We start from the raw sequence: 25,545 nt of genomic DNA, 5'->3' as shown, positions 1-25,545 counted from the left end.
ACGGGGGTCAGCCCGCCATTGCCGCCGTGCCGTTCTTCTGCAGCTCCTCGAGCCAGGCGTCTGGGTTGCCGCCCTTGCCGAGGGTGGCCAGCTGCGAGTTGAACTTGGCCATCACGTCGTCGAAGCCGGGCAGGTTGACCGGGCCCTGGGCGTACTGGCCGCCCGCGACGAAGGGCTGGGACTCGGGGTACTTCTCGGCGAACGCCTTGGCGCCCTCCTGCGTGGAGGGCATGACGCCGAAGGCGTCGGCGAAGGCCATCTGCTGGTCCGTGGTGATGAGCGACTTGACGAGGTCCACGGCCGCAACCTGGTGCTGGGACTTGGCGGCGATCCCCCAGCAGTTGCTGAACAGGAGGGTGCCCTTGCCCGCGGGACCGGCGGGAAGCTCAGCCACCGTGTACTTCAGGTTGGGGAAGTCCTTCTTGGCGCCGCTGATCCAGTTGCCCTCGATGGTCATGGCGGCCACGCCCTTGCCCAGCGCCTCGCCACCCCACCCGGTCGCCGGGGAGGTGTCGGAGCTGAACTTCAGCACGCCCTCCTTCATCATCTTCTGGACCTCGGCGAGGCCCTGCTTGGCCGGTGCACTGTTGGCCGTCATGGTCTTGCCGTCCGGGGAGACGACCCAGCCGCCTGCCTGCTTGATGAAGGCGCCGCTGCGGTTGATGTCGTTGCCGATGACGAGGCCGGTGACCTTGCCGGAGGTGAGCTTCTTGGCGACGGCCTCGAGGCTCGCCCAGTCCTTGGGGATGTCGGCGTCGGTCAGGCCCGCCTTCTTCCACAGGTCGGTGTTGATCTCGAGCGCGAGGGTCGAGTAGTCCTTCGGCGCGCAGTAGAACTTGTCGTTGTAGGTGAACGCCTGCACCAGCGCCGGCAGGAAGTTCGCGTCCTTGACCTGGTCGCCGTAGGCGTAGAGGTTGCCCGCCTTGGCGAAGGTGCCGACCTTGGAGGCGTCGGTGTAGAAGACGTCCGGCGGGGTCGTCGAGGCGAAGGCCTGTCCGAGCTGCTGCCCGAGGTCCGAGGCGGCGATGACCTCGACCGTGTTGCCCGACTTCTTGGCCCAGGCCTCGGTCGCCTTCTTGACCGCCGCGGTCTCCGCGTCGCCGGAGCTGCCGATCATGACCGTCAGCTTGACCGGGCCCTTGGCGCTGCTCTGCGGGGCGCTGTTGCCGCTGCTGAACCCTCCGCCACCGCAGGCGCTCAGGGCGAGCGCTCCCGTGGTGGCGAGGGCGAGGACGGCTGCACCGCGCGTGGTGCGTGCTCTCATGTCACTTCTCTTTCGGTGTGGTGCGGTCGCCCGCAGGTTTCGAGCTCGACCTGACGACAAGCTCTGGGGGGAGGAGCAGACCGCCCGCTGGGTCGCGGGAGGCGGAACGGGCGCCGAGCACGTGGAGCACGCGGTCGGCCACCCGGTCGAGGGGTTGGTGCAGGCTGCTGAGGTCGAGCGCCTGGGCGATGTCGGTGTCGTCGAAGCCGACGACACCGACGTCTCGGCCCGGCTCGAGGCCACGCGCGACGAGGACCCGCCAGGCGCCGAGGGCCAGCGTGTCCGAGGCGCAGACGAGCGCGCCGCCGGGGCCCAGGGCATCGAGGAGCCCCGCCGCGGCCGAGGAGGCGGCGTCGAGGACCTGCGGGGTGCGCGCCTCCCACTCCGGGTGCGCGAGGCCCAGGTCCACCGTGGCTCGGGTCCAACCGGAGCGGCGGTCGTCGCCGACGGGTGAGCCCTCCGGCCAGCCGAGGTAGCCGATCCGCTCGTAGCCCTGGTCTGCGAGGTGGCGGACCGCGGCCTCGATGCCGGCCGCGCCGTCGACGTCGACCCACGAGGTGATGCTCGGGTCGTCCCAGACGCGGCCGAAGGCGGCATAGGGCACGTGGTGGGCCTCGAGCCAGGCCGGGCGCGGATCGTTGTTGCGCGTGTCGGTCAGCACGAAGCCGTCGGCGACGCGGCTCGCGACGAAGCGCTCGTAGGCGGGAATTGGCTGGAGCGGGTCGGGCGCGGTGAAGGGGACGACATGCGAGCCGTGCGCGGCCGCCCCCGCCGTCAGCTCGACGAGGAACGTGTCGAGGACCGCGCCGAGGCGGCCGACACCGGCGGAGTTGAGCTCGATGCCCCATGCGCCGGCGCGCTCCTGCTTGAGGGTCTGCGCGGCGCGGCTGGGCTGGTAGCCGAGGCGTTCGATCTCGGACTGCACGCGGGCCAGGGTGTCGGGGGCGACTCGTTCGGGCGTGTTGACGGCGTTGCTCACGGTCTGGCGCGAGACCGAGGCCGCGCGCGCGACATCGATGATCGTCGCCCGTCTGGAGCGGGGAGAGCTCGCGGTCACCCTTGACGCCGTCTCTTTTGAGTGGAACGTTCAAACCGTAGCGATTTAAACGCATATTTGACGATCCGGATACTGTGCTCTCGGCGCGGGGGTGTCAAGAGCAGGCCCGTCCTCCTCGTCGTCGCCGCACGAACGAACCCGAGCAGGAGTGTCAGTGACCGATCACGGGAACGAGTACGCCAGCGGCGCAGAGCCGTCCGCGCCGCAGCAGCCGTGGGGTCAGCAGCCCTCGGGTCAGCAGCCGTCGGGTCAGCAGCCGTGGCTGCACGACCTGGCGATCTGCGTCGACGGGAACGGCACCGCCCTGAGCGACCCCGACGGCTCGATGACCGGCCACGGAGCGCACGGCTTCTTCGTCGACGACGAGCGCGTCGTCTCACTCTTCACGATGACCTTGGGAGGCGCTAGCCCGGTCAAGGTCGCGCACTCGAGCCGTGGGGCCCGCAGCGAGTTCTTCACCTCCGCAAGGGGACTCGGTGATCGCGGACCGGATCCCACCGTGGAGCTGCACCGTCGCCGCGTGGTGGCCGGTGGCGTCCTGCGCGAGAGCGTCGTGGTGGCCTCGCGCGCATCCAGCACCGTCGATGTCCCACTGGTCATCAGGATGGGCGGCGACGGCTCCGACATCGGGCCGGTCAAGGCCGGCGTCGCCACCGGAGCACTGCTCGAGGCGCAGGTCGGCCCCGGCCCCGCCGCGGAGCAGGCGTCGGACGCGCCTGCGGCAGCCCACTGGGAGACGGAGGGGCTGCGGACCGTCGTGACCTTCTCCCCCGCTCCGGAGCGGCTCGAGGCGGGACCCGGCGGGCTGAGGGCGACCTTCCCGCTGTCGGTCGCCGCGGGCTCCGAGACGGGGGTCGAGGTCGTGGTGCGGACCGAGCGCCGCCGCCTCGGCCACTTCCCGGCCGACTCCGGCTCGGATGCCGTCGACTGGCCGGAGACCGTTCAGGTGGACTCGGCCGACCCACGACTGGGACGGCTGCTCGACACGTCGTTGGCCGACCTGCGCAGCCTGCTCCTGCGCGACCCGGCGGATCCCCGCGATGTGTTCGCTGCCGCCGGAACCCCTTGGTACCTCACGCTCTTCGGGCGTGACTCGCTCTGGACGGCGCGGATGACGCTCCCCCTCGGCACCGACCTCGCTGCCGGCACGCTGCGCAGCCTGGCCCGTCGACAGGGCACCGGGTGGGATCCCGAGACGGCGGAGGCGCCCGGCAAGATCCCGCACGAGCTGCGCCGCACCACCTACGAGGACGCGACCGTCGACTTCACCCTCCCGACCGTCTACTGGGGCACCGTGGATGCCACGGCGCTGTGGATCTGCCTGCTGCACGACGCATGGCGCTGGGGGATGCCCCCGGAGGAGGTCCGGTCCATGCTGCCCGAGCTGCGTGCGGCCGCATCGTGGCTCACGCAGATCGCCGCGCCCGACGAGGACGGCTTCATCCAGTACGTCGACGAGAGCGGCCGCGGCCTGGCAAACCAGGGCTGGAAGGACTCCGGCGACTCGATGCGCTTCCGCGACGGCTCCCTGGCCACTGCCCCCATCGCTCTCGTCGAGGCCCAGGCGTATGCCGTCGAGGCGGCCATGGACGCCGCCGCGCTGCTGCGGGAGCTCGGGGACACCTCGCCGGGCGCCGACGCCGCCCGCGCGGCCGAGCTCGAGGAGTGGGCCGGCTCGCTCTCCAAGCGCATCCGCTCCAGGTTCTGGGTCGGCCCGCCCGAGCAGCGCTACCTGGCGATGGCGATCGACGGCACCGCACGGCCGGTGGACGGGGTGGGGTCGAACATGGGCCATGCCCTCGGCACCGGAGCCCTGACGCCGACGGAGGCGCAGGAGGTCACCGACCTGCTCGTCGGCCGCACGATGCTCGGCGACTTCGGCATCATGACCCTCGCCAGCGACAACGGCGGCTTCAACCCGATCGGGTACCACACAGGTTCGGTCTGGGTGCACGACACCGCCATCTGCGCCCTCGGCATGGCACGCGAAGGCCATGGCGCCCAGGCTGCTTCCGTCGTCTCCGCGATGCTGGACCTCGGCGAGGCCTTCGGCTACCGGTTCCCGGAGCTGCTGGCTGACCCGGCGACGATCGGTCAGTGGGCCCCCTACCCCGCCTCCTGCCGGCCGCAGGCCTGGGCCGCGGCCTCGGCGGTGGCGATGCTCACGGTCGCGCTCGGCGTCGCCGTCGACGTGCCCGCGCGCCGCCTGACGGTTCGGCCGCCGTCGCCGCTGCCTTTCGGCGCCCTGGCCGTCAAGGGGCTCCGGGTTGCCGGCCACACCGTCTCGGTGTCGGTGGACGCCTCCGGTGACGTGACGGTCGATGGTCTGCCGGCGGACTTCACCGTCGAGCTGCCCGAGCCGGTCTCGCGAGAGGACCTCGTCGCCGCCGTCTGAAGGAGGGCGACCATCCCCTTCCGGAGCGCACGCCGGGCCTGCCCGGCGTGCGTCCGGCGGACCCCAGGCATGACGAAGGGCCCGGATCTCTCCGGGCCCTTCGTGTCGCTGACGCGATCAGTAGCGGGGGCAGGATTTGAACCTGCGACCTCCGGGTTATGAGCCCGGCGAGCTACCGAGCTGCTCCACCCCGCGTCGGCAAGAGCAACGTTACGCGAAACCCGCCAGAGGACCAAATCGAGGCGACGCCACGCTCAAGAATCGGTCCCCTGACGACGAAATCCACTGCGGCAGCGCGTGGTTCGCGCTGCCGCAGTGGGTCTTCGCTGTCACCCCGATCAGGGCTTGGTCGTCGGCACCGACTGGGGAGAGGCCTCGACCGCGCGTTTCAGCGCGTCCTTGAGCTTGGCCTGGGCCTGGCCGTAGGCCGCGAAGTCGCCATTCTTGAGCGCCGCCTCCCCTTGGGCGTATGCCGTCTCCGCGTCCTTGAGCGCCTTCGAGAGCGCCGCGGCGTTCGGGGTCCCGGGCGGGGCCGGCTTGGTGGTGGCCGTGCTGCCCGGGGTCGGTGTGGGCGTCGCGGTGCTGCCCGGCGTCGGCGGGGGCACCGGAGTCGTGCCGGTGTCGCCTGCCGCGGCGCCGGACGAGCCGCCGAAGAGGTCGTTGAGCGCCAGGTCGAGCGAGGTGGCCCAGGCGATCTTGCTGCCGAAGGCGACGGCGACCGCGACGAGGCGCGGGTAGGAGCCCGACTGCGAGCGGGCCTGCGAGTAGATCGGCTGGACGTAGAGCAGCCCGCCGCCCACGGGCAGGGTCAGCTGGTTGCCGAAGATGACGGCGTTGCCGTTGGAGTTCGTGGTGCCGATGTACTGCGCGAGCGTCGTGGGCAGCTGCGGGTCCTTCGAGGACACGGCGGAGCTGCGCATCTCGTTGTAGACCTGACCGGGCCCGCTCACCGGGCCGCCGCCCATCTCGAGCAGCCGCATGGAGCCGTAGCCCGGCGACTTCTTGCCGTCCTGTGACCCCGCGTCGCCGTCGACGGCGAGGAAGCCCGAGAGCACGTTCCGGTCACCGGTCGGCATGAAGGTCGACGTCAGCGAGAAGGCCGGCTTGTCCTGCTTCGGCATCGCGAGTGAGAGGTAGTACGGCGGCTGCGGCAGCGCCTCCGCCTGCGTCGGGTCGTCGGGCACCCGCCAGAAGTTCTGGCCGCCGTAGAAGGATCCGGGGTCCTGGTCGTGGTACTTCTGCAGCAGTGTGCGCTGGACCTTGAAGAGGTCCTCGGGGTAGCGCAGGTGCGACATCAGCGAGCCCTTGATGTCGCTGAGCGGCTTGACCGTCCCGGGGAAGATCGACATCCACGCCTTGAGCACGGGGTCCTGCTCGTCCCACTGGTAGAGCGTCACCGTGCCGTCGTAGGCGTCGACGGTGGCCTTGACTGAGTTGCGGACGTAGTTGACCTGACCGCCCTGCACCGCTCGGACAGAGTTGCGGGTGCTCGTCACCGCGTCCTCGGTGGCCTGATCGAGAGTCGTGTTCTCGGAGTAGGGGTAGTCCGAGGAGGTCGTGTAGCCGTCGAGGATCCACAGGACCCGGCCGTCGACGACCGCCGGGTACGCGTTGCCGTCCAGGGTCAGCCACGGCGCCACGCGCTGCACGCGCTCGCGCGGCGTGCGGTGGTCCAGGATGCGGGAGTCGCCCGTCACCGCGTCGGAGAGGAGGAAGTTGATCTCGCGGTACTTGACGGCATACGCAAGCCGCTTGAGTCCGTCGAGGGGCACGCCGCCGGAGCCGGCGTAGGTGTAGTTGATCTGCCCGGTGCCCTTGGGGTCGGGGTAGTCGAACTCCTGCTTGTTGCCGCCGACGACGGAGTACTCGGGCGAGCTCTCGCCGAAGTAGATGCGCGGCTCGTACTTGCCGAGCGCTCCCTGCGTGCCGATCTGCGACTCGAGGAACTCGGGGCTGCCGTCGCTCTCGCGGGTGTTGCCCTTGGCCGCGACGACGCCGTAGCCGTGGGTGTAGACGGTGTGGTCGTTGAGCCAGTTGCGCTGCCCCTCGGGAACGCCGCGCAGGTCGAGCTCGCGGGCGGCGATCACGGTGTCCTGACGCTTGCCCTCGATGACGTAGCGGTCGACGTCGAGCACGTCCGCGAACTGGTAGTAGCCCTTGCTCGCCTGCAGCTGCTTGAACGTCGGGCTCACGATGTTGGGGTCGATGAGGCGGATCCCAGGAACCGTGTCGGCGTCGCTGCGCAGCGCGTTCGGCTGCGCCACGGTCTTCGTGTCGTAGGAGGAGACGTCGATCTTGTCGAAGCCGTAGGCGGCCCTGGTCGCCTCGATGTTGTGCTTGATGTACGGGATCTCGAGGGACTTCTCCGACGGGCGCACCTTCAGGGACTGCACGAGGGCCGGGTAGATGCCGCCCACCGCGACGACGATGACCGCCAGGACCGCGACCCCGACGAGCGGCAGCCGCCACGACCGGGTCCAGATCGTCGTGAGGAACATGACCGCGCACATCACGGCCGCCACCGCGAGGATGCCCTTGGTGGGGATGTCCGCGTGGGCCTGGGTGTACTGGATGCCGGTGATCTTCGTGGACTCGGCCGTCGCCAGGTTGTAGCGGTCGACCCAGAAGCCCACCGCACGCACCAGCACGAGAGCAGCCGCGATCACCGACAGGTGCACCCGGGCGGCCTGCGTCGAGCGCATCTTGCTGCCGGCGACGATGCCGCCGTAGAGATAGTGCGTGAACGCGGCCGTGATGAAGCCGATCACCAGCGTCATGGTCAGGAACGCGATGACGAAGTTGATCCACGGCAGGTCGAAGACGAAGAAGCCGATGTCCAGCTTGAACTCGGGGTCCTGAATGCCGAACGGGTTGGAGTTGCGCCACAGCAGGAAGGTGTCCCACTGCGTCGCGGCAGAGAGTCCCGCGAAGAGGCCGACGGCCAGCGGCGCCGCCACCGTCGCCGTGCGGCGCATCGGCTCGACGAGCTCGCGGTAGTGCTCCATCGCCTGCGTGTCTGGCGACGGGGCGTAGATGGGCCGGCTGCGGTAGGCGAAGTGGATGCTCGACCACACCATGGCGGCGGTGAGCAGGCCGCCGACGATCCCGAGCAGGACCTTCGTGACGATCTGGGTGCTGAAGACACCGGTGTAGCCGACCGACTGGTACCACAGCACCTCGGTCCAGAACTGCGCCGCGATCGCGATCACGACCAGCAGCGCGGCCGCCACGACGAGGGCGGTGACGAGGGGGCGCCGCGTGGGAGGCAGCCTGTCCGCATCACCCCTTCGGGGCGGGCCGGAGTCGTCGTCGTTGAAGTTGCCCGGCGGGGGGCCGAAGTTGCTGTCGCTCACGTGGAGTGCCTTGGGTGCGAGGGCGGGCAGGTGGTCGGGCGGACCCGGGGCGGCCTCCTTTGGCCGCTTGCGCAAACCATAACCCGGGCTCTTGGCATGCCGCGTGGAGCCGCGGCAACGTGACCGGCACGAGACCGGGCCGGATGCCCAGTCGCATGTCGGATCGCATGCCGGATCGCATGCCGAGTCCGTATGCCGGCCCGTGCGGCCCGTCGTCGTCCTCAGGCTGCGCGTGGCGGGCGGACCCGCGCGTGCGCCCGGGTCGGCGGCATACGGCAGCATGGTCGTCGTGAACTCGCAGCCCGTCATCGACCCTCTGGCCATCGCCGCGCTCGACACGGAGCGCCACGTGGCAGCAGCCGGCTGGGACCAGCCCGCGCGGCTGTTCGCGCTCGTGCGCACGGCTGACCTGCTCCAGCGGGAGCCTCAGCTGCGCGGCCAGATGGGCCCGTCCGACCTTGCCGAGGGCGCACTGACCGCCATCGAGCAGGAGGGACTGCCGACGACGAGCTCGCTCGAGACCCTGCTGGGCCGACTTGCCTGGCCGGCCGAGGTCGACGGCTGTGCCTTCGCCATCGAGCGGATGGTCGTGCCGCCCGAGGCCGAGAGGGAGCTCCCGTCGCGCGGCGACGACGCGGTCGACCTGCTGGCCGCCCACCCGGACCGCAAGGACGTCCGCCTCCTCGTGGCGGTGCTGCGCGACGGGTCCTCCATCTGCCTCCTGCGCCAGCGCGACCACGACTCCGACGACGCCGTGGCGACCGGCAAGGACATCGCGCCGGGTCTGGTCGAGGCGCTCAAGGCCTCGTTCGAGGACTGAGCCGCGATCGAGCCGGCAGGAGCCCGCAGCCGGCTCAGCAGCGGGGCAGCGACCCCGTCTGGCGCTTGGCGATGTCCTCGACCGCAGTCCGGGCCTCGTCGAACGTGCCGACCTTGAAGACGGAGAGTCCGTCGGGCTCGTGGCCGACCACCTCGTCGCAGTTGCCGGCCGGCGCCAGGAAGTACTGGGCGCCGTCGGCGCGCGCCCCGGCCAGCTTCTGGCGGATGCCGCCGATGGGGCCCACTGCGCCCTGTTCGTCGATGGTGCCGGTGCCCGCGATCTGGTTGCCACCGGCCAGGGGCCCCGGCGTCAGCTTGTCGTAGATGCCGAGCGAGAACATGAGGCCCGCCGAGGGCCCGCCGATGGAGCCCGCGTCGACGGTGATCTTGGCCGGGAACTCGTGGGTGAGGCCGAGGAGCACGCCGAGTGCGGTTCGTCCTTCTTGGCCGCTGATGGTGGGGACCTGCACCGTGCGCTGCTTGCCCTGACGGGTGACGGTGAGGGAGACGGGATCGCCCGGCCTGGTCCGCTGGAGCACGTCGCGCACCTGCTGGGTGCTCGTGATGGGCTCGTCGCCGATGCCCTCGAGCCGGTCCCCCACCGCCAGCAGCCCCTTGGCCTTGGAGCCGTCGGTGATGCCGGCGATCGCGACGTGCGTGGGCACCTTCTTGCCGATGGCCCGGAGCGCGACGGCGGTCGCCTCCTCCTGGGAGCCCTCCATCTGGATGGCGTTCTCCTCGGCGACCTGCTCCTTGGTGACCTGCGGGTCGAAGACCTGGTCGACCGGCACGACGTCACGGGTCGGGTCGACCCAGGCCTGCAGGACGTCCCAGACGTTGACGGGGTAGCCGGGCCCGCCCTCGACCCGGACGGTGGTGAAGCGCAGCGCCCCGTCGGTCGGGTAGGTCGGCAGCCCCGACACGGCGATGATCGGCTTGCCGCCGGCGGCGGAGGGGCCCAGGGTGTTCTCGGTCGGGCCCGGGCTCATGACGGCATACGGCAGGTGCACGAGCGAGCCGACCACGGCGACCACGAGGAAGAGGAAGAACGCCGCCAGCACGGCCTTGTTGCCGCGGGTCAGGCGGCCACGGGCGCTGTCATCGACCTCGGGGGCAGGCGTGACCGGCTCGGTGCCGGCGGGCTGCTCCGGCACCCGCCTGATGGTCCTCACGGCAGGCCGACCCACTCGTCGGCGCCGTCCGTGAACCGCTGGTGCTTCCAGATCGGGATGGTGGCCTTGAACTCGTCGATCAGCTCGCGGCAGACCTCGAAGGCCTCGCCACGGTGCTCGGCACTGACGCCGACGACCACGGCGATGTCGCCGACCTCGAGGTGCCCGACCCGGTGCACGACCGCGATGCGGACCGAGCGTCCGTCAGCCGCCAGGCGCTCCGCGAGTGCTCGCGCCGCCTCGGCCGCCTGGGGGTGCGCCGAGTAGTCGAGCGCTGCTACGGACTGGTCGCCGGACCGGCCGGACCCGTCGTCGGACCCCTCGTGGGGGCCGTCGTGGTCCCGCACGGTGCCGACGAACAGGCACACCCCTCCCGCTCGCGGTGAGGAGACGCTCGAGAGCACCTCGTCGACCGACAGAGGGCTCTCGCGGATCTCGGCAAGGGTGACCGTCACGTCCGCAATCGTATGCCGCAGCGGCGACCCCACGCTCCGCCATCGGCAGGGGCGGGAACCAACCGGCCCCATCCGTGGTTGTCTTGGGGTAGGGCCACATGGCCGACACCAGGACTCCGACACCAGAGTTTCGACACCGAGTTTCGAGTGGGGATGAGCAGGCATGGCCGACGACCGTGGACGCGGTGACGACAAGCACGGCGACCGGGACGACGAGCCCGGCGCCGACCAGAGCGCCGACCAGAGCCCAGACCAGAGCGGAGGCCAGGGCGGCGAGCGCGAGCAGGGCGACGTCACCGGCCGGGCCGACGTGCCTGAGCCTGGACCGGCGCCTGCGCCCGGAGAGTCGCCGTTCGGACTGCCCCTGAACCGGCCCGGGTCGGGCTCCCCCGGCAGCGGCACCGGGCCGGCGGGTTTCGGCGCCGGCTTCGGCGGCGGTGGTGGCTTCCCCGGACTGCCCGACCTCGGCGGCGTCGACCCCTCCGACCTCGGCGCGATGCTCGAGAAGGTGCTGGGTGAGGCAGCCAGCAACCCGGAGCTGGCCGAGGCCATGCGGAGCATGGGCGTCGACCCTACGGACCCGACGACACAGGCGGCGATGCGGGCCCAGCTCGGCACGTTCATGGCCGCCCAGGAGTCCCCCACCGGGTCGCGTGACCTCGCCACCGACGTCGCCCGACGGCACGTCATGGCCGTGGAGGGCAACGACGTGCACGACGAGGGGGCGGCTCGTGCGGTCGCCGACGCCGTCGCGGTCGCGACGCTGTGGCTCGACGAGCAGACCACCTTGTCGTCACCGGCCTGGCGCGCCACCGGCCTCAGCCGCGCCGAGTGGGTCGAGGCGACGATGCCGCGCTGGTTCGAGCTGATCGAGCCGGTGTCCGACGGGGTCACCGCCGCCACGTCCGACGCCATGCGCAAGCAGGTCGGCGAGCTCGGCCCCGAGGCCTTCGGCGAGGCACTTCCCGAGGGCCTGCCGGAGGGCTTCGACCCGCAGCAGATGGTCGAGCAGTGGGCGCCGATGCTCGGCAACCTCAGCCGGCAGATGTTCTCGGCGCAGCTCGGCCAGGCCGTCGGCACGCTGGCCACCGAGGTGGTGAGCGGGACCGAGGTCGGCCTGCCGCTCACGGAGCCCGGCGTCGTGGCCCTGCTGCCCGGCAACGTGTCGCAGCTCGCCGAGTCGCTGGAGATCGACGTCGCCCAGGTGCGCCTCTACCTCGCCGTGCGCGAGGCCGCCCGGGTCCGGCTCTTCGCAGAAGTGCCCTGGCTCGGTCCGCAGCTGCTGTCCGCGGTCTCCGACTACGCCCGCAACATCACCATCGACACCGACGCCATCGAGTCGGCCCTGTCGACGATCGACCCGTCCGACCCCGAGGCCCTGCGTTCGGCCCTGCAGGGCAACCTCTTCCGGCCGCAGCCCACACCGGCGCAGCGAGCGGCCCTCGACCGTCTCGAGACGCTGCTGGCACTTGCCGAGGGATGGGTCGACCACGTCGCCGACCGCACGACCGCCTCGCACCTGCCCCAGTCGGCGGCGTTGGCCGAGACGATCCGGCGCCGGCGCGTCGGCGGAGCGGCCCAGAAGACGTTCGCGGGCCTGGTCGGGCTCGAGCTGCGGCCGCGCCGCCTGCGCGATGCCGCCAACCTGTGGGCCGCGCTCGACAGCGCCGGAGGCGCCGCCCTGCGCGACGGACGCTGGGCGCATCCCGACCTCGCCCCCACGTCAGCCGACCTCGACGACGTGATCGGCTTCGTCGAGAAGGCGACGGGCGAGAGCGGCGGGGCGACGACGGGCAAGCCCTCGACCGGTGAGGCAGCGGAAGGGTCGGGTGCCGGCTTCGGCGCCGACCTGGACTCGGTGCTGCAGGGCATCCTCGAGGAGGCGGACCGTGAGCGCGGCACGACACCCGGTGGCACATCGGGTGGGGGCTCCGCTGCCGAGGGCAACGACACCTCCGGCGAGAAGCGTGCCGGCGGCGAGCCGGGCGCCGAGGGCGACGCGGGCACGAGCCGGTGACGGGGGCTGGGCCCCATACCGCAGGTCAGGCGCATGGAACCGGGCAAGCACCTGACGCGAGTGCCACGCCGGGCGCGGGCACGACGTCTGCCGGTGGCCGGGAGGACGACTCCTGGCGCCGGTTGCACGACGACGCCGTCGCCCGGTTGCAGGCGTGGACCGCTCCGGACGAGCACCAGGAGCACCTGCGTCGCGAGTTCCTCGACCACCTCCGCGCGCATCCTGACGCCATGAGCAGGAGCGGTCCGCCGGCCCACCTGACGGGCAGCGTGATCGTGCTCGACGAGCCCGGCACGTCGGCACTGCTGACCCTGCACCGCAGGGCGCGAGAGTGGTTCCAGTTCGGCGGTCACTTCGAGCCGGGCGATGCCTCCGTGTGGCATGCCGCGACCCGCGAGGCGCGTGAGGAGTCGGGGATCGCCGACATCCCGGTGCTGCCCGAGATCGTGCAGCTCGACCGACACGTGCTCGTCGGCGACTTCGGCACGTGCCGCGAGCACCTCGACATCCGCTTCGCAGCCGTGGCGCCGACTGGCACCCAGCCAGCCGTCAGCACCGAGTCCATCGACGTGCGCTGGTGGCCCGTCGACGCACTCCCCGACGGCACGGAGGGCGAGCTGCGTCCCCTCGTCGACGCCGCGCGTGCCCTGCTGCCGGGACGCACCCGGAGCTGACCGGGGCCACGGTCCGGCTGACAGCCCGCACCGTGGTGCACCCGGTCGGCACCCTGCTTGGCAGTCCGACGATGCGGGTACTGGCCTGCCGTGCAACAACGCCCAGTCCCGTACCGCACCATCTCCGCGACCATCGGCATGGTGGTGCTCGCGGCACTCCTGCTGCTCTTGATCTACGACATCCGCCGCGTCCTCGTCTGGATCGTGGTCGCCCTGTTCTTCGCGGTGGCGCTCTATCCCGTCGCCAACTTCCTGGAGCGCCGCTATCCCAGGGCTCCGCGGTCGGTGGCCACGTTGCTGGTCTTCCTCGGGGTCTTCCTCGTACTGGCCGCTCTCGCAGCGGTGTTCGCCGTCCCGCTGGCTCGCGAGGCCACGGACCTGGCCGGCCAGCTGCCGCAGCTCATCGCCGACGCCCGCGCCGGTCGAGGGCCCGTGGGCGGGCTGCTGGAGCGGACCAACGCGCTCGAGTGGGTGCAGCAGAACCAGGCCCGCCTCAGCGAGTACGGTCGCAGCCTCGCCACCCCGGCCCTGGGGATCGCCAAGGCCGCTGCCACCACGGTGGCCGCGGTCGTGACCATCTTCGTGCTCGCCTATCTCATGGTCCTGGAGGGCCCCAAAGCCGTCGACGGCGCCCTCGGACTGCTGGGCGACTCGCGCCGGGCCGAACGGGTGCGCGCCGTGGGGCACGACTGCGCCAAGACGGTCACCGGCTACCTGTCCGGCAACCTGCTCATCAGCGTCATCTGCGGGGTTCTGACATACGTCGTGCTGAAGGTCCTCGGTGTGCCGTTCGCGGGTCTCATCGCGCTCTTCGTCGCGATCGCCGACCTCGTCCCGCTCGTCGGCGCGACGCTGGGTGCCGTCGTCGCGGTGGCAGCCGGATTCCTGCACTCCGTCACCGCGGGCATCGTCGTGCTCGTCTTCTTCGTGCTCTACCAGCAGCTCGAGAACCACCTGCTCCAGCCGCTCATCCTCTCGCGCACCGTCAAGCTCAACCCGTTGACCGTGCTGCTCTCCATCTTGGTCGCCGTCGAGCTGGCCGGGATCTTGGGGGCGCTTCTGGCGATCCCTGTGGCCGGCATCATCCAGACCATCGCCCGGGACGTGTGGGACCACCGCGGGGGAAGGCTCAAGCCGGAACCCACCGTCGGTGAGGACCGGCGGTCGGCGGAGGCGTAGGCGTCGGCGCGGCTCCGCCCGACGGAGTGTCGGCGGACTCCCTTGCGCGAGAGGATGCCTCGACGCGCGACGAGCGGACGGCATACGCCCCGGTATGCCGTCGGGCGGCAGCCGCTCGCCGGCGTCACTCACTCATCGCTGAGGTCGAGTCCCGCTGCCGCAGAGACGCCCTGGAGATAGCCGCGAGCGCGTTCAAGACGCGGGTAGCCGCGGAGCAGCTGCCAGAACTCGGGCCCGTGACCCGGCTGCAGCAGGTGCGCCAGCTCGTGCAGGAGGACGTAGTCCACGACCCACCCCGGCATGCCCTGGAGCTTGTCGGACAGGCGGATCGAGCCCTCGGCCGGCGTGCACGAACCCCACCGCGACCGCTGGTTGGAGACCCAGCGGACGCTGGACGGAACGGCCCGACCGCCGAGGTGCTCGCGCGACAGCGCCAGGGCGCGCTGCTCCAGGTCGCCGTCGGAGCGCTGACGACGCTGCTCGGAGGCGGCCACCCGGGCGACCATGGTGCGCACCCACTCCCCCTCCTCGGCGCGGCTCATCCGCGCGGGAACGAGGACGACCAGGCGCCCCTCCTGGCGGTAGGCCGACACCGTGCGGCGACGCTTGGCGCTGCGACGGACCTCGACGGTCACCCCGTCGACCACCGTGTGCACCACATCCCGTCCCGCCGTCGCCATGAGGGCAGGGTAGGACAGGGGGGTGACAACGATGCGGAGGACCGGCGCAACCTGCCGGACCACGGCTCCCTACCGCATCGGGCCGAGGGCGCGCCAAGCGGGGATGAGCATGAATTCGTGCTCAGCGTGCCTTAGGGTTGAACGAGTCGAGGCGCCCGTCGGATGGGTGCCGTCTACAAGGAGACACCAATGGCTGACGAGACCTACAAGGGCGAGTTCTACTGCGTGAAGTGCAAGGAGAAGCGCGAGGCCGAGGGCAAGGTTGTCGTTTCCGACAACGGTCGCCGCATGGCCAAGGGACAGTGCCCCGTCTGTGGCACCAACCTGAACCGCATTCTGGGCAAGGCCTGACCGGGTCGCGGCGGCGTCGCTGAACGCCGCATACGAGGGGGCGGGACCACACGGTCCCGCCCCCTCGCGCGTCCCCGGCCGGCTCGAACCGCTCTGGGCGCTGTGGACGACGCCCACGGGCACGACTCCGCGGCTGCGAGCCTGACGACCGAGGGTGGCTCCGCTGGGGGAACCGCCGGGTCTGGAGGTCCGATGTCCACTGCTGCCGTGCCGCCCCACCCGCGCGTGCCCGTCTGGCTGCGGCCCCTGAGGAGACGGCAGGGCGAGGTGCAGTTCGGCGTGCTGCCCGGCGGCCCCGTCGTGGCCGGCATCACCGACACGGAGGTGGCCCTGCTGGCGCGCCTCGACGGGTCCCTCCCCCTGGCGTCCACCGATCGTGTCGCCGCCGACGCCGGCGTCACGCCCGAGCGGTGGCGCGGCCTGCTCCACCTGGTCACGGGTCTCGGCGTCCTCGTCGATCGCGCCGCGGACATCCGGCACGAGTCCGGCGGGGTCGCGGGCCGGGTCGTCGTCGACGGATGCGGTGACGTCGCAGCCCGGATCGCCGACGCACTCGCTCGCTCCGGGCTCACCGTCGCGCACGGCCGGGCCGCGGTCGACCGAGCGGTTGCCGCTCCCCACCGCCCCCGGCCCGACCTCGTCGTGCTGGTCGGCTCCCCGGTGGTCGACCCACGCCGCGGCGACCTGTGGCTGCGCCACGGCGTGCCGCACCTGCCCGTGACCCCCGCAGCGCCACGCACGGTCGTCGGGCCGCTCGTCGACGGCTCCGCGGGCGCCCCGTGCCTGTGGTGCCTGGACCGGCACCGAACCGACCGGGACGACGCCTGGCCCGTGGTCATGAGCCAGGCGGCTCCCGACCCCGGGCCGGCACTGCCCGCCGGGCCGGACGGCCTGCACGACGCCCTCCCGTCCGGCCTCGCGCACATCGTCGTGGGCAGCGTGACGCTGCTCGTCACCGGCGTGGTGGAAGGTCACCGACCGCCGCCCGGCGTCTCCGTTGAGGTGAGCCTGCCGTGGCCGCGGATGGACCACCGACGGTGGCCGACCCATCCGCTGTGTCCCGCCCACCCCGGTTCCGGGGGCACGGCGGGCACGGTGGCCGGCGGGGTGGGCACGGTGGGCGCAGCAGCGCCTGCGGCTGTCGGCGCGGCCTCCGTACGCGAGGACACCGTCCAGCAGCCCGGCCGGGACGCGCGGGACTCCGAGCGGGCCCTGGCGCGTCCGACCGACGAGGACGTCCTTCCCCGCGGTGCCTGACCGGAGCGGCCGCCGCATACCGTGGCAAGGCCGGACAGACGGGCCCGACGCAGCTTCACCCTCGGGTAGACATAGAGTCGTGGGTGAGCCGCGCCCCGGCGATGCGACCCGCCGTCCGCGGGTGATGTCCGGCCACCGGCCCGCACGAGACCGACACTCCCGAGGAGGTGCGCCGTGACCGACCTGCCACGCAAGGCCGTCGTGCGTTCGGCCAAGCTCGCTTCGGTGCCGCTGGGCTTCGCCGGTCGCACCGCGCTCGGCCTCGGCAAGCGCCTCGGCGGGCGCCCGGCCGAGATCGTCGCCGCCGAGCTGCAGGCCCGCACCGCCCAGCAGCTCTTCCAGGTGCTCGGCGAGCTCAAGGGCGGGGCGATGAAGTTCGGCCAGGCCCTCTCGATCTTCGAGGCTGCCCTTCCGGAGGACCTCGCCGTCCACTACCGCGCCCTGCTGACCAAGCTGCAGGACAGCGCACCCCCGATGCCGACGAGCTCGGTCCACGGCGTGCTGCGCACCAACCTCGGCACGCGGTGGCGCGGCAAGTTCACCTCGTTCGACGACGAGCCGGTCGCGTCCGCCTCCATCGGCCAGGTGCACCGAGCCGTCTGGAAGGACGGTCGCGACGTCGCCGTGAAGATCCAGTACCCCGGCGCCGGGGCGGCACTGATGAGCGACATCCGGCAGATCAGCCGCGTCGCCAAGGTGACGGGCAGCTGGGTCCCGGGCATCGAGCTCGGGCCGATCCTCGACGAGCTGCGCGACCGGATGGCCGAGGAGCTCGACTACCGCCTCGAGGCGGAGTCGCAGGCGGCGTTCGCCGCGGCCTTCGAGGGCGACGTCGACTTCGCCATCCCCCACGTGGTCGACGCGCGCGAGCACGTCATCGTGTCGGAGTGGCAGGACGGCCTGCCCCTGTCGCGCATCATCGCCGAGGGCACGCAGGAGCAGCGCGACACCGCCTCACGGCTCTACCTGCGTTTCCTGCTCGCCGGTCCGGCCCGCGCGGGGCTCCTGCACGCGGACCCCCACCCGGGCAACTTCCGCGTCACTCCCGACGGCCGGCTCGGGGTGATCGACTTCGGAGCCGTCAACCGCCTTCCCGACGGCATGCCCCCCGAGATCGGCGAGCTGCTCACCATCGGGCTCGGTGGAAGCGCCGAGGACGTCCTCGACGGACTGCGCGAGATCGGTTTCGTCAAGGAGAACATCGACCTCGACGCCCAGCGCCTGCTCGACTACCTCGAGCCGTTCATGGCGCCCTTCCGCCACGACACCTTCACCTTCAGCCGGGACTGGCTGCGCGGGGTGTTCGCACACATCAACGACCCGCGCCAGCCCAACTACGCGGTCGCCTTCAAGCTCAACCTCCCACCCGAATACCTCCTCATCCACCGCGTGTGGGGTGGTGGGATCGGAGTGCTGAGCCAGCTCGGGGGCACCGTACGGGGCCGCGCTATCGTCGACGAGCTGCTTCCCGGCGCCGACCTTCCCCCGGTGGGCGACGACTGAGACGGGTGAAACGGGCCGGTCACCACCAGGCCGGGTCGAGCTTGCCCTCGATCGAGCGGACGTTGTCGCGGCTGCAGCGATCGCAGGTCCACGTCGTGCGCTCCCCGTCCCTGCCCCTGCTCCAGGTGAGACGGGCCACGGCTCGCTGGTCGGCGGGTGCGACTGCGCCGCAGACGAAGCAGACGAGCTCTTGGTCCTGCGCCGGCACGTCGGCAGGGTTGTGATCCACGAGTCCTCCCTTCAGCTCGAGTATCCGGCGTGCGGCGCTTCACGGCCAGACGCCGCGCACCTCCCCGCGCACCTCGCCCGCGCACCTCTCCGGCATCCCGCGGTTCCTCGTGTCCGGGGCCGTTGACACGGGAGCGAACGGCCCCGGGCATGAGGAACCGCGGGTGACGTGCGCGTCACCCGCGGCTCGCTCACTCGATTCAGTTGTCCTGCAACGCGCTCCGTGGCGCGCACGTTCACTTCTGGCTGTGGCGTCGACCGGCGCGGATCTCCTGCGCGATCAGCCGGGCGCTGCGACGCGTGCCGCTGCGGTCCTGGCGCTGACTGCGCTGGTTGATCCGGTCGCGAGCCAGCATCTCGAGCTGGTTCATGACGATCTCCTGATCTGTGAAAAGGCTTGTCCTGTGGTGTTGTTGCTGCCGGTGTCATGCGGTGTCACGCAGGCTCAGGCAGCCACGGGGTGCTTGCGCGGACGACCACGAGGCCGCTTCCGAGCCACGACGGCGCCCTGGACGAGCAGCTGCCCGCCCCACACGCCCCACGGCTCCTGCCGCTCGAGGGCACCGGCAAGGCACTGGACGCGGGCCGGGCACAGCCCGCAGAGCGTCTTGGCGAACTCGACGTCCTCGGGCCGCTCGGCGAACCAGAGCTCCGCGTCGTAGTCCCGGCAGGGAATGGTCTCGCCGACCTGCTCGGCCTCGGCCCTCAGGTCGAGAAGCTCGCTCAGCTGCATCGTTCTCACCTCCGTCTCCTGGGCGCCCATGGGCTGCCCCTGCTCTCTCGTGTCTGGTCTGGTCCGAAGCCCTGCACCGGTGGTGCGCGTCTCGGTCCTGCTGCTCGGCATCCGGGGAGTCATCTGTGTCCCTGATCTGTCGGGCACCCTTCGGGTGCTTCCTGGTGGTGTCGGTTGTGCGGTGGAGCGGCATTCGGCCGGCGCAGAGTGCCGGAGAAACACGAAGGCCGCGGACCCGGTGATGTCGGGTTCGCGGCCTGGAGGTGAGGCTTCGGGTCTTGTCAGACCGGTGGCCTCCCAGAGCGGGAGCGAACGACATCGGGGATCTTGAAGGCGGGGGCGGACGTGACGCCGGCGACCGAGACGTATCCCTGGATCGGGGAACGCAGATCGGCGACACGGGCGCCCATGCCGGCGGCGGACACAGTGGTCCCCTGAACCGGAGCGCCGGCGGTCGCAACACGGCCCTGGCCGGTGGCCGGCCGCAGGCGCACGGAAAGGACGCAGGAGACTGCGTTCATCGTCATCGTGGTGTTGTCCATCAGGCCGACCTCCTCACTTCTGCTCATGGGCCCCAACCGGCCACCGAGACCGCTGGGCTTGACTTCGTCAAGGTTACGCGTGCGCCGCGCGGGCGAACAACTGATTTAACGAAGTTTCTGTGACTTCTTTGCGGCGACTAGTCCTCCTCAGCCGATTCCGCTGCAGCAGAACGGTTTTCGAGAAGCTCTTGCGGGTCGGACCCGCCGAGGATGGCCAGGACGTGTGCGCCGTACTGCTCGAGCTTGCGCACTCCGACTCCGCTGATGCCCGACAGGGCGCGCTCGTCGGCCGGGTTCTGCTCGGCGATCGCGGTCAGCGTCGCGTCGGTGAAGACGACGTATGCCGGCACGCTCGCCTCACGGGCGACCGCCAGCCGCCAGCTGCGCAGCCTCTCGAACGTGGCCTCGTCGTAGGTGGGTGGGCAGCTGTCGCACCGGCCGGTCTTGCGCTGTGCGGCGGTGGTCAGCTCGACCCCGCAGCCCCGGCAGTGGGCGATGCGCGCGACCTTGGGCGCCGCCCGCTTGGAGCCGCCTGAGCGCGCCTCGGTGCGGGCGCCCTGGCCGAGGATGTCGACTGCCGGGCCGAGGAAGCGGGAGACCCGACGGGTCGCGCGCGCGCCCGGGGTGCGGGCGCCGGCCCAGGAGAGGAACAGCTGCCGGCGGGCCCGCGTCAGTCCGACGTAGAGCAGCCGGCGCTCCTCCTCGATGGCGTCGGGGCCCTCGGCCATGGAGATCGGCATGAGCCCGTCGGAGGCCCCGACGAGGAAGACGGTGTCCCACTCCAGGCCCTTCGCGGCGTGCAGGCTCGCCAGCGTCACGCCCTGCACGGCGGGCGCGTGCTGCTCGGCAGCCCGCCGGTCGAGCTCCGCGACCAGCTCGGGCAGCCGGGCCTCGGGAGCGGCTGCCGCGATGTCGTCGGCGAGGGTCGCCAGCGCGCTGAGGGACTCCCACCGCTCGCGGGTGGCCCCACCCCCGGACGGCGGTTCGTGGGACCAGCCGGCCCCGGTGATGACGTCGCGGGCGATCTCACCGAGCGGCTTGTCGCCGTCGTCGCTGCGGGCGGCACCGCGCAGGAGCAGGATCGCGTCACGCACCTCCTTGCGCGCGAAGAAGCGCTCGCCGCCCCGGACGAGGTAGGGCACCCCGGCGTCGGTCAGGGCCGACTCGAAGGCCTCGGACTGGGCGTTGGTGCGGAAGAGGATCGCGATGTCGGCGGCGGGGTGACCGCCGTCGACGAGCCGACGGATGCGTTCGGCCACGGCACTCGCCTCGGCGGGGTCGTCGGGGTAGCTCGTCAGCTCGGGCGCCGGCCCCGGCTCACCCTGGGCCAGCAGGCGCACGGCCCCGTCGCGCGCCGCCTGGGTGCCGGAGGCGACGATGGTGTTGGCGAGGCCCACGATCTGTGGCGTGGAGCGGTAGTTGCGCACCAGCCGGACGACGTGGGCCTGCGGGAACCGCCTGGGGAAGCCGACGAGGTGTCGGGGGCTGGCGCCGGTGAACGAGTAGATGGTCTGGGCGGGGTCGCCCACGACCGTGAGGTCCTTGCGCTCCCCCAGCCACTGGTCGAGCAGGCGCTGCTGCAGGTCGTTGACGTCCTGGTACTCGTCGACGACGAACTGGCGGTACTGGCCGCGCACCGTGCGGGCGATGTCCTCGCGCTCGTCGAGGATGCCGACGGTGAGGAGCAGCACGTCCTCGAAGTCGATGACGCCGCGGCGCTGCTTGACGTCCTCGTAGGCCTCGAAGAGGCGCGCCATGGCGGTGAGGTCGAGCCCCGGGGGCTCACGACGCTGCTCGCGGGCGCGTGCGGCATACGACTGCGGCGTCAGCAGGTTGACCTTGGCCCACTCGATCTCGGCGGCGAGGTCGCGCACGGTGGTGCGGTCGAACTGCATGCGCAGCCGGCTGGCCGCCTCGGCGACGGCGGCCGCCTTGTGGCTCATCACCTCGGGTGCGGCGCCGCCGATGGCCTGGGGCCAGAAGAAGTGCAGCTGGCGCAGGGCCGCCGCGTGGAACGTGCGGGCCTGGACCCCCTGGACGCCGAGCCCGCGCAACCGCGTGCGCATCTCCCCCGCGGCACGGGCCGTGAAGGTGAGCGCGAGCACCCGCTGCGGCTGCTGGGCGCCCGAGTGGACGGCATACGCGATGCGGTGGGTGATGGCCCGGGTCTTGCCGGTGCCGGCACCGGCGAGGATGCACAGCGGGCCCGGCGGGGCCATGGCGACCTCGCGCTGCTCGGGGTCGAGCCCGTCGAGGATCTGGTCGGCGGACGGCAAGGCGCTCAGGAGCGATCACCCTTCGAGGTCGCCAGCAGGCTGGCGGCGTGGTCGGGCACGTAGTTCTGCTCGTGCTGCGGCGGGCGTTCGTAGCCACGCGGGGCCGGACGCTCGGGGACCGGGGGCACGGCGGGCGTCATCGGCTCGTGCGGGATCGAGGTCAGCAGGTGGTGCATGACGTTGATGCGCGAGCGACGCTTGTCCTCGGACTCGACGACGTGCCACGGGGCCCACTCGGTGCTCGTCGCCGCCATCATGACGTCCTTGGCCTCGGAGTAGTCCTCCCAGCGGGTGATCGACTCGAGGTCCATCGGGGACAGCTTCCACTGGCGCATGGGATCCTTGGCGCGCGACCGGAACCGGCGCTCCTGCTCGACGTCCGAGACGCTGAACCAGTACTTGCGCAGGATGATGCCGTCGTCGACGAGCATCCGCTCGAGCAGCGGGGCCTGCGCGAGGAAGCGGCGGTACTGCTCGTCGGTGCAGAAGCCCATGACGCGCTCGACGCCGGCGCGGTTGTACCAGGACCGGTCGAACAGGACCATCTCACCAGCCGCCGGCAGCTGTGAGACATAGCGCTGGAAGTACCACTGGGTGCGCTCGCGCTCGGTGGGCGCGGGCAGGGCTGCGATGCGCACGACGCGCGGGTTGAGGTACTCGGTGATCCGCTTGATCGCCGAGCCCTTGCCGGCGGCGTCGCGGCCCTCGAAGACGACGACGACCCGCTGCCCCGTGGTGCGGACCCACTCCTGGAAGGCGACGAGCTCAGCCTGGAGGCGACTGACCTCGGCTTCGTAGACCTCCAGATCCATCTTTCGAGGTCGTTTTGCACCGTGCGAGGCCATGGAGTCATCCTTGCATCGCGGTGCGACACGTGCGACGACCGTCCCCAGCCGGGAAGAATCTGCGGTCCCTGTGCGCTGAACGAGGAGCACGAACGGTCAGCAACACCAGAACGACAGACAGCGAGAAGGAACCGCATGCCGAAGGTCACCCCCGACGAGGGCTCGATCACGATGTTCACGACGTCGTGGTGCGGCTACTGCACCCGGCTCAAGGGCCAGCTGAGCCGCGAGGGCGTCCCCTTCACCGAGATCAACCTCGAGGACAGCCCCGAGCACATCGACTTCGTCGAAGAGGTCAACGGCGGCAACCGCACCGTGCCGACGGTGGTGTTCCCCGACGGCAGCGCCGCGACGAACCCCTCGCTCGCCGAGGTCAAGCAGCGCCTCGCCGGTTGACGCGCCTCGCCGGCTGGGGCTCCTCACGAAGACGCTCACCAGCGCGGTGACGTGCCTCCCGTGACCGACTCGACCGTGTCGCCGAGCCAGTGCTCGATGATGCGCTTGGCGATGGAGATGCCGCTCGGCGTGCGGACCGTCCCCTCGCGGAGCAGGTCGCGGTACTCGCCCCGCGTCACCCAGCGGGCCTCCGCCATCTCGACCGGGTCGACCGTGAGCTCGGTCTGGCGAGTCGTCGCCGCGAAGCCGATCATCACCGAGGACGGGAACGGCCACGGCTGGTTGCCCAGGTAGCGGGCGGCGTCGATGGTGATGCCCACCTCCTCGGCGACCTCGCGTGCGACGGCGGCCTCGAAGGACTCGCCGGGCTCGACGAACCCGGCGAGCACCGAGAACCGGCCTTCCGGCCAGTGCGCGCCGCGACCGAGCAGCAGCCGGTCGTCGGGGTCGACGACCGACATGATGACCGCGGGGTCGGTGCGCGGGTAGTGGTCGCTCCCCTCACGCTCGCACCGCCGGACCCAGCCGCCCTCGGTCGGCTCGGTCGGCGCGCCACAGCGCGGGCAGAACCGGTGCGTGGCGTGCCAGTTCGCGAGCGCCAGCCCCGTCGTGAAGAGGCCTGCGTCGCGGCGGGTCAGCGCCTCCCCCGCCTGGCGGAGGGTGAGCCAACCGGGCTGTGCCGGATCCTCGTGTGGCCCGGGTGACACGACGCCGACGTATGCCGTCCCGTCTCCGTCGCGACCGAGGTGCAGCACGAGCCGTTCACGGTCCTCGGGCTGCGGAGCCCTCAGGACGAGGCCCAGCGCCCCGGCCGAGCACGCCCGGCTCGCGTCCTGGCCGGACGCCTTCGCTGCTGACGGCGCCCCGGGCGCTGTCGGCGCCGCTCGGTCGCCCGGGTCGACCACCTGCATGCGGTCACCGCGGATCTCTGCGACCCGGGTCCGCGGGTCCTCGAGCAGCTCGCTGAGGACCTCCGAGCGCCGACGCTCGAGGGCCACCCTGTCGAGTGAGCTGCGCGAGAGCGCGAGGTCGGCCAGGGGCTCGTCGGTCACTGCCACGCTCTCCACCCTAGGGGGCTGGCCCGCGTCGCCCACCGGTGCCGACCACCGCCGACCACCGCCGACCACTGCCGACCACTGCCGAGGCTGCCAGGACGCGGGCCGCTCGGGCGCCGCCTCCCACGCTCCGCGCACCGCTCCGCCTACGGTGGAGACGTGACCCGCAGCCCGCTCTTCCTCGCCGCCCTGGCGAGCTCGGCCGTGCCGGGCCTGGACCCGGTGCGCGTGCAGGGCCTTCCGTCCGGTCCGGGCGACCTCTTCGAGACCGCCTACGTGCAGGACGGACAGGACCGGCGCTGGGTCGTCAAGGCGCCGTGCACCGCCGCCGCCGGCGCGATGCTCGACGACGTGTCAGCGCTGTCGGGACTGCTCGGTCGCCGGATCGACGTCGCGATACCGATGGTGCGCGGCTACGCGCCGGTGCCGGAGGGACGCGCCGCCGTCTACCTGCGCCTGCCGGGCCGCCCGCTGCAGTTCTCCGGACTCGAGCCGGGCCCGCTGGCGGTCGAGGTGGGTCGCACCCTCGCGCACATCCACAACATCGAGCACGTCGTCTTCGAGGAGGCGGGCCGCCCCACCTACGACGCCGAGGCACACCGTCGGCGCCAGCTCTCCGAGCTCGACCGCGCCGCTGCCACCGGGCACGTGCCCACCGGCCTGCTCACCCGTTGGGAGCACGCGCTGGAGGACGTGTCGTTGTGGCGGTTCGCCCCCAGCGCCGTCCACGGCACCTTCACCGGCGACAACGTCCTCGCCTCCTTCGAGGACGAGGACGATGCATCCACCGGCCGGGTGCGCGGCGTGCTCGCGTGGGAGGAGAGCCGGATCGGCGACCCTGCCGACGACTTCGCCGAGCTCGCCAGCGTGGCGAGGCCCGCGACGCTCGACGCGGTCCTCGAGGCGTACGCCGAGTCGCGGATCGAGCGACCGGACGTCCACCTCGTGCGCCGTGCCCGCCTGGCGGCCGAGCTGACGCCGTTGCGCAGGCTCCTGCGCGCGCTGTCGGCGGGTCAGCTCGAGGTCGTGGAGAGCACCGCGGAGGCGCTGCGGGCGCTCGAGGGCATGGTCGAGGAGCAGGACCGCCGGCACGCCCGTGAGGACGCCAGACGAGCTGAACGTTCCCAGCAGGCGCGGCAGCAGCCTGCCGCCGCCGCGGCGGAGCGCGAGCAGCCCGGTCCGGCGTCCGACGGGGACCGGCCCGAGCCTGACTGGGACGCGACCCAGCCGCACGTGCCCTTCCCCATGCTGGGTGCGACCCAGGCCATCTCCACGACCTCGTCGCTCGACGGGC

At 71.8% G+C, this 25,545-nt stretch carries 23 protein-coding genes and 1 tRNA gene; 10 read left to right on the top strand and 14 right to left on the bottom strand.

Translation table 11 applies throughout. The features are described 5' to 3' along the window. Positions 1 to 7 precede the first annotated feature (7 nt). Positions 8 to 1,264 carry a sugar ABC transporter substrate-binding protein gene (locus tag ABD194_RS13140; RefSeq protein ID WP_343992020.1) on the bottom strand — a complete coding sequence of 419 codons (1,257 nt, stop codon included), beginning with the start codon at positions 1,262 to 1,264 and terminating at the stop codon, positions 8 to 10. Position 1,265: 1 nt separating this feature from the next. Beyond that, a complete protein-coding gene (locus ABD194_RS13135) occupies positions 1,266 to 2,321 on the bottom strand; it encodes a LacI family DNA-binding transcriptional regulator (protein WP_343992018.1) in 1,056 nt (351 codons plus the stop codon). 154 nt (positions 2,322 to 2,475) lie between these two features. Between ABD194_RS13135 and ABD194_RS13130 the strand changes: the two genes are divergently transcribed. Further along, a complete protein-coding gene (locus ABD194_RS13130) occupies positions 2,476 to 4,716 on the top strand; it encodes a glycogen debranching N-terminal domain-containing protein (RefSeq protein ID WP_343992016.1) in 2,241 nt (746 codons plus the stop codon). 121 nt (positions 4,717 to 4,837) lie between these two features. Here ABD194_RS13130 and ABD194_RS13125 read toward each other — a convergent pair. Further along, a tRNA-Met gene (locus ABD194_RS13125) sits at positions 4,838 to 4,911 on the bottom strand. A gap of 143 nt (positions 4,912 to 5,054) precedes the next feature. Beyond that, positions 5,055 to 8,069, bottom strand: a complete 3,015-nt coding sequence (locus ABD194_RS13120) for a UPF0182 family membrane protein (protein ID WP_343992014.1) — start codon at positions 8,067 to 8,069, stop codon at positions 5,055 to 5,057. Positions 8,070 to 8,349: 280 nt separating this feature from the next. On the opposite strand from ABD194_RS13120, the gene ABD194_RS13115 reads away from it, so the two are divergent. Continuing rightward, positions 8,350 to 8,889 (top strand): PPA1309 family protein, encoded by a 540-nt coding sequence (locus ABD194_RS13115; RefSeq protein ID WP_343994143.1) that lies wholly within the window; start codon positions 8,350 to 8,352, stop codon positions 8,887 to 8,889. A gap of 34 nt (positions 8,890 to 8,923) precedes the next feature. On the opposite strand, the gene ABD194_RS13110 is transcribed toward ABD194_RS13115, so the two are convergent. Both ABD194_RS13110 and ABD194_RS13105 read right to left on the bottom strand, forming a co-directional pair. Beyond that, the gene (locus tag ABD194_RS13110; RefSeq protein WP_343992012.1) at positions 8,924 to 10,042 is read right to left on the bottom strand and encodes a YlbL family protein; all 1,119 of its coding nucleotides are present in this window, start codon (positions 10,040 to 10,042) and stop codon (positions 8,924 to 8,926) included. A 14-nt stretch (positions 10,043 to 10,056) separates the two neighbouring features. Then, complete coding sequence (locus ABD194_RS13105) at positions 10,057 to 10,515, bottom strand: molybdenum cofactor biosynthesis protein MoaE (protein WP_343992010.1); 459 nt, start codon at positions 10,513 to 10,515, stop codon at positions 10,057 to 10,059. A 163-nt stretch (positions 10,516 to 10,678) separates the two neighbouring features. Between ABD194_RS13105 and ABD194_RS13100 the strand changes: the two genes are divergently transcribed. The 3 genes from ABD194_RS13100 to ABD194_RS13090 all read left to right on the top strand — a co-directional run bounded on the left by ABD194_RS13100 (position 10,679) and on the right by ABD194_RS13090 (position 14,385). Next, complete coding sequence (locus ABD194_RS13100) at positions 10,679 to 12,532, top strand: zinc-dependent metalloprotease (RefSeq protein ID WP_343992008.1); 1,854 nt, start codon at positions 10,679 to 10,681, stop codon at positions 12,530 to 12,532. A gap of 230 nt (positions 12,533 to 12,762) precedes the next feature. Next, a complete protein-coding gene (locus ABD194_RS13095; RefSeq protein ID WP_343992006.1) occupies positions 12,763 to 13,206 on the top strand; it encodes an NUDIX hydrolase in 444 nt (147 codons plus the stop codon). A 90-nt stretch (positions 13,207 to 13,296) separates the two neighbouring features. Continuing rightward, positions 13,297 to 14,385, top strand: a complete 1,089-nt coding sequence (locus ABD194_RS13090) for an AI-2E family transporter (RefSeq protein WP_343992004.1) — start codon at positions 13,297 to 13,299, stop codon at positions 14,383 to 14,385. 128 nt (positions 14,386 to 14,513) lie between these two features. Here the strand turns inward: ABD194_RS13090 and ABD194_RS13085 are convergent, their stop codons facing one another. Further along, positions 14,514 to 15,065, bottom strand: coding sequence for a M48 family metallopeptidase (locus tag ABD194_RS13085; RefSeq protein WP_343992002.1), 552 nt, complete (start codon positions 15,063 to 15,065; stop codon positions 14,514 to 14,516). Positions 15,066 to 15,254: 189 nt separating this feature from the next. On the opposite strand from ABD194_RS13085, the gene ABD194_RS13080 reads away from it, so the two are divergent. From ABD194_RS13080 to ABD194_RS13070, 3 genes are all read left to right on the top strand, one after another. Then, positions 15,255 to 15,416, top strand: coding sequence for a DUF5679 domain-containing protein (locus ABD194_RS13080; RefSeq protein WP_020143053.1), 162 nt, complete (start codon positions 15,255 to 15,257; stop codon positions 15,414 to 15,416). A 192-nt stretch (positions 15,417 to 15,608) separates the two neighbouring features. Continuing rightward, a complete protein-coding gene (locus ABD194_RS13075; protein ID WP_343991998.1) occupies positions 15,609 to 16,673 on the top strand; it encodes a hypothetical protein in 1,065 nt (354 codons plus the stop codon). A 174-nt stretch (positions 16,674 to 16,847) separates the two neighbouring features. After that, positions 16,848 to 18,176, top strand: a complete 1,329-nt coding sequence (locus ABD194_RS13070) for an ABC1 kinase family protein (protein ID WP_343991996.1) — start codon at positions 16,848 to 16,850, stop codon at positions 18,174 to 18,176. Positions 18,177 to 18,195: 19 nt separating this feature from the next. On the opposite strand, the gene ABD194_RS13065 is transcribed toward ABD194_RS13070, so the two are convergent. From ABD194_RS13065 to ppk2, 6 genes are all read right to left on the bottom strand, one after another. After that, positions 18,196 to 18,405 carry a hypothetical protein gene (locus tag ABD194_RS13065; RefSeq protein ID WP_343991994.1) on the bottom strand — a complete coding sequence of 70 codons (210 nt, stop codon included), beginning with the start codon at positions 18,403 to 18,405 and terminating at the stop codon, positions 18,196 to 18,198. Between the two features lie 235 nt (positions 18,406 to 18,640). After that, positions 18,641 to 18,775: a hypothetical protein gene (locus tag ABD194_RS13060; RefSeq protein ID WP_343991992.1), complete on the bottom strand. Its 135-nt coding sequence runs from the start codon at positions 18,773 to 18,775 to the stop codon at positions 18,641 to 18,643. Positions 18,776 to 18,849: 74 nt separating this feature from the next. Next, the gene (locus ABD194_RS13055) at positions 18,850 to 19,137 is read right to left on the bottom strand and encodes a WhiB family transcriptional regulator (RefSeq protein WP_343991990.1); all 288 of its coding nucleotides are present in this window, start codon (positions 19,135 to 19,137) and stop codon (positions 18,850 to 18,852) included. Between the two features lie 281 nt (positions 19,138 to 19,418). Further along, complete coding sequence (locus ABD194_RS13050) at positions 19,419 to 19,706, bottom strand: hypothetical protein (RefSeq protein ID WP_343991988.1); 288 nt, start codon at positions 19,704 to 19,706, stop codon at positions 19,419 to 19,421. 110 nt (positions 19,707 to 19,816) lie between these two features. Then, positions 19,817 to 21,955 carry an ATP-dependent DNA helicase UvrD2 gene (locus tag ABD194_RS13045; protein ID WP_343991986.1) on the bottom strand — a complete coding sequence of 713 codons (2,139 nt, stop codon included), beginning with the start codon at positions 21,953 to 21,955 and terminating at the stop codon, positions 19,817 to 19,819. Between the two features lie 5 nt (positions 21,956 to 21,960). Further along, positions 21,961 to 22,767, bottom strand: coding sequence for a polyphosphate kinase 2 (ppk2, locus tag ABD194_RS13040; protein ID WP_343991984.1), 807 nt, complete (start codon positions 22,765 to 22,767; stop codon positions 21,961 to 21,963). A gap of 168 nt (positions 22,768 to 22,935) precedes the next feature. On the opposite strand from ppk2, the gene ABD194_RS13035 reads away from it, so the two are divergent. Further along, complete coding sequence (locus ABD194_RS13035) at positions 22,936 to 23,196, top strand: mycoredoxin (protein ID WP_343991982.1); 261 nt, start codon at positions 22,936 to 22,938, stop codon at positions 23,194 to 23,196. Between the two features lie 35 nt (positions 23,197 to 23,231). Here the strand turns inward: ABD194_RS13035 and nudC are convergent, their stop codons facing one another. Beyond that, a complete protein-coding gene (nudC, locus tag ABD194_RS13030; RefSeq protein WP_343991980.1) occupies positions 23,232 to 24,254 on the bottom strand; it encodes an NAD(+) diphosphatase in 1,023 nt (340 codons plus the stop codon). Positions 24,255 to 24,410: 156 nt separating this feature from the next. On the opposite strand from nudC, the gene ABD194_RS13025 reads away from it, so the two are divergent. Then, the coding region (locus ABD194_RS13025) for a phosphotransferase (protein WP_343991978.1) at positions 24,411 to 25,545 on the top strand (1,135 nt) is incomplete at its 3' end.

Source organism: Terrabacter terrae, assembly GCF_039529575.1.
GTDB classification, from domain to species: Bacteria; Actinomycetota; Actinomycetes; order Actinomycetales; family Dermatophilaceae; genus Terrabacter; species Terrabacter terrae.
This window is presented reverse-complemented; position numbering and strand designations above follow the sequence as displayed.

Excerpts from the sequence above, each read along its gene's own strand:
- ABD194_RS13085 (WP_343992002.1), bottom strand. The coding sequence starts at position 15,065 with ATGGCGACGGCGGGACGGGATGTGGTGCACACGGTGGTCGACGGGGTG.
- ABD194_RS13115 (WP_343994143.1), top strand. The coding sequence starts at position 8,350 with ATGGTCGTCGTGAACTCGCAGCCCGTCATCGACCCTCTGGCCATCGCC.
- ppk2 (WP_343991984.1), bottom strand. The coding sequence starts at position 22,767 with ATGGATCTGGAGGTCTACGAAGCCGAGGTCAGTCGCCTCCAGGCTGAG.
- ABD194_RS13060 (WP_343991992.1), bottom strand. The coding sequence starts at position 18,775 with ATGAACCAGCTCGAGATGCTGGCTCGCGACCGGATCAACCAGCGCAGT.
- ABD194_RS13140 (WP_343992020.1), bottom strand. The coding sequence starts at position 1,264 with ATGAGAGCACGCACCACGCGCGGTGCAGCCGTCCTCGCCCTCGCCACC.
- ABD194_RS13080 (WP_020143053.1), top strand. The coding sequence starts at position 15,255 with ATGGCTGACGAGACCTACAAGGGCGAGTTCTACTGCGTGAAGTGCAAG.
- ABD194_RS13100 (WP_343992008.1), top strand. The coding sequence starts at position 10,679 with ATGGCCGACGACCGTGGACGCGGTGACGACAAGCACGGCGACCGGGAC.
- ABD194_RS13075 (WP_343991998.1), top strand. The coding sequence starts at position 15,609 with ATGTCCACTGCTGCCGTGCCGCCCCACCCGCGCGTGCCCGTCTGGCTG.
- ABD194_RS13050 (WP_343991988.1), bottom strand. The coding sequence starts at position 19,706 with ATGAGCAGAAGTGAGGAGGTCGGCCTGATGGACAACACCACGATGACG.
- ABD194_RS13055 (WP_343991990.1), bottom strand. The coding sequence starts at position 19,137 with ATGCAGCTGAGCGAGCTTCTCGACCTGAGGGCCGAGGCCGAGCAGGTC.
- ABD194_RS13035 (WP_343991982.1), top strand. The coding sequence starts at position 22,936 with ATGCCGAAGGTCACCCCCGACGAGGGCTCGATCACGATGTTCACGACG.
- ABD194_RS13095 (WP_343992006.1), top strand. The coding sequence starts at position 12,763 with ATGAGCAGGAGCGGTCCGCCGGCCCACCTGACGGGCAGCGTGATCGTG.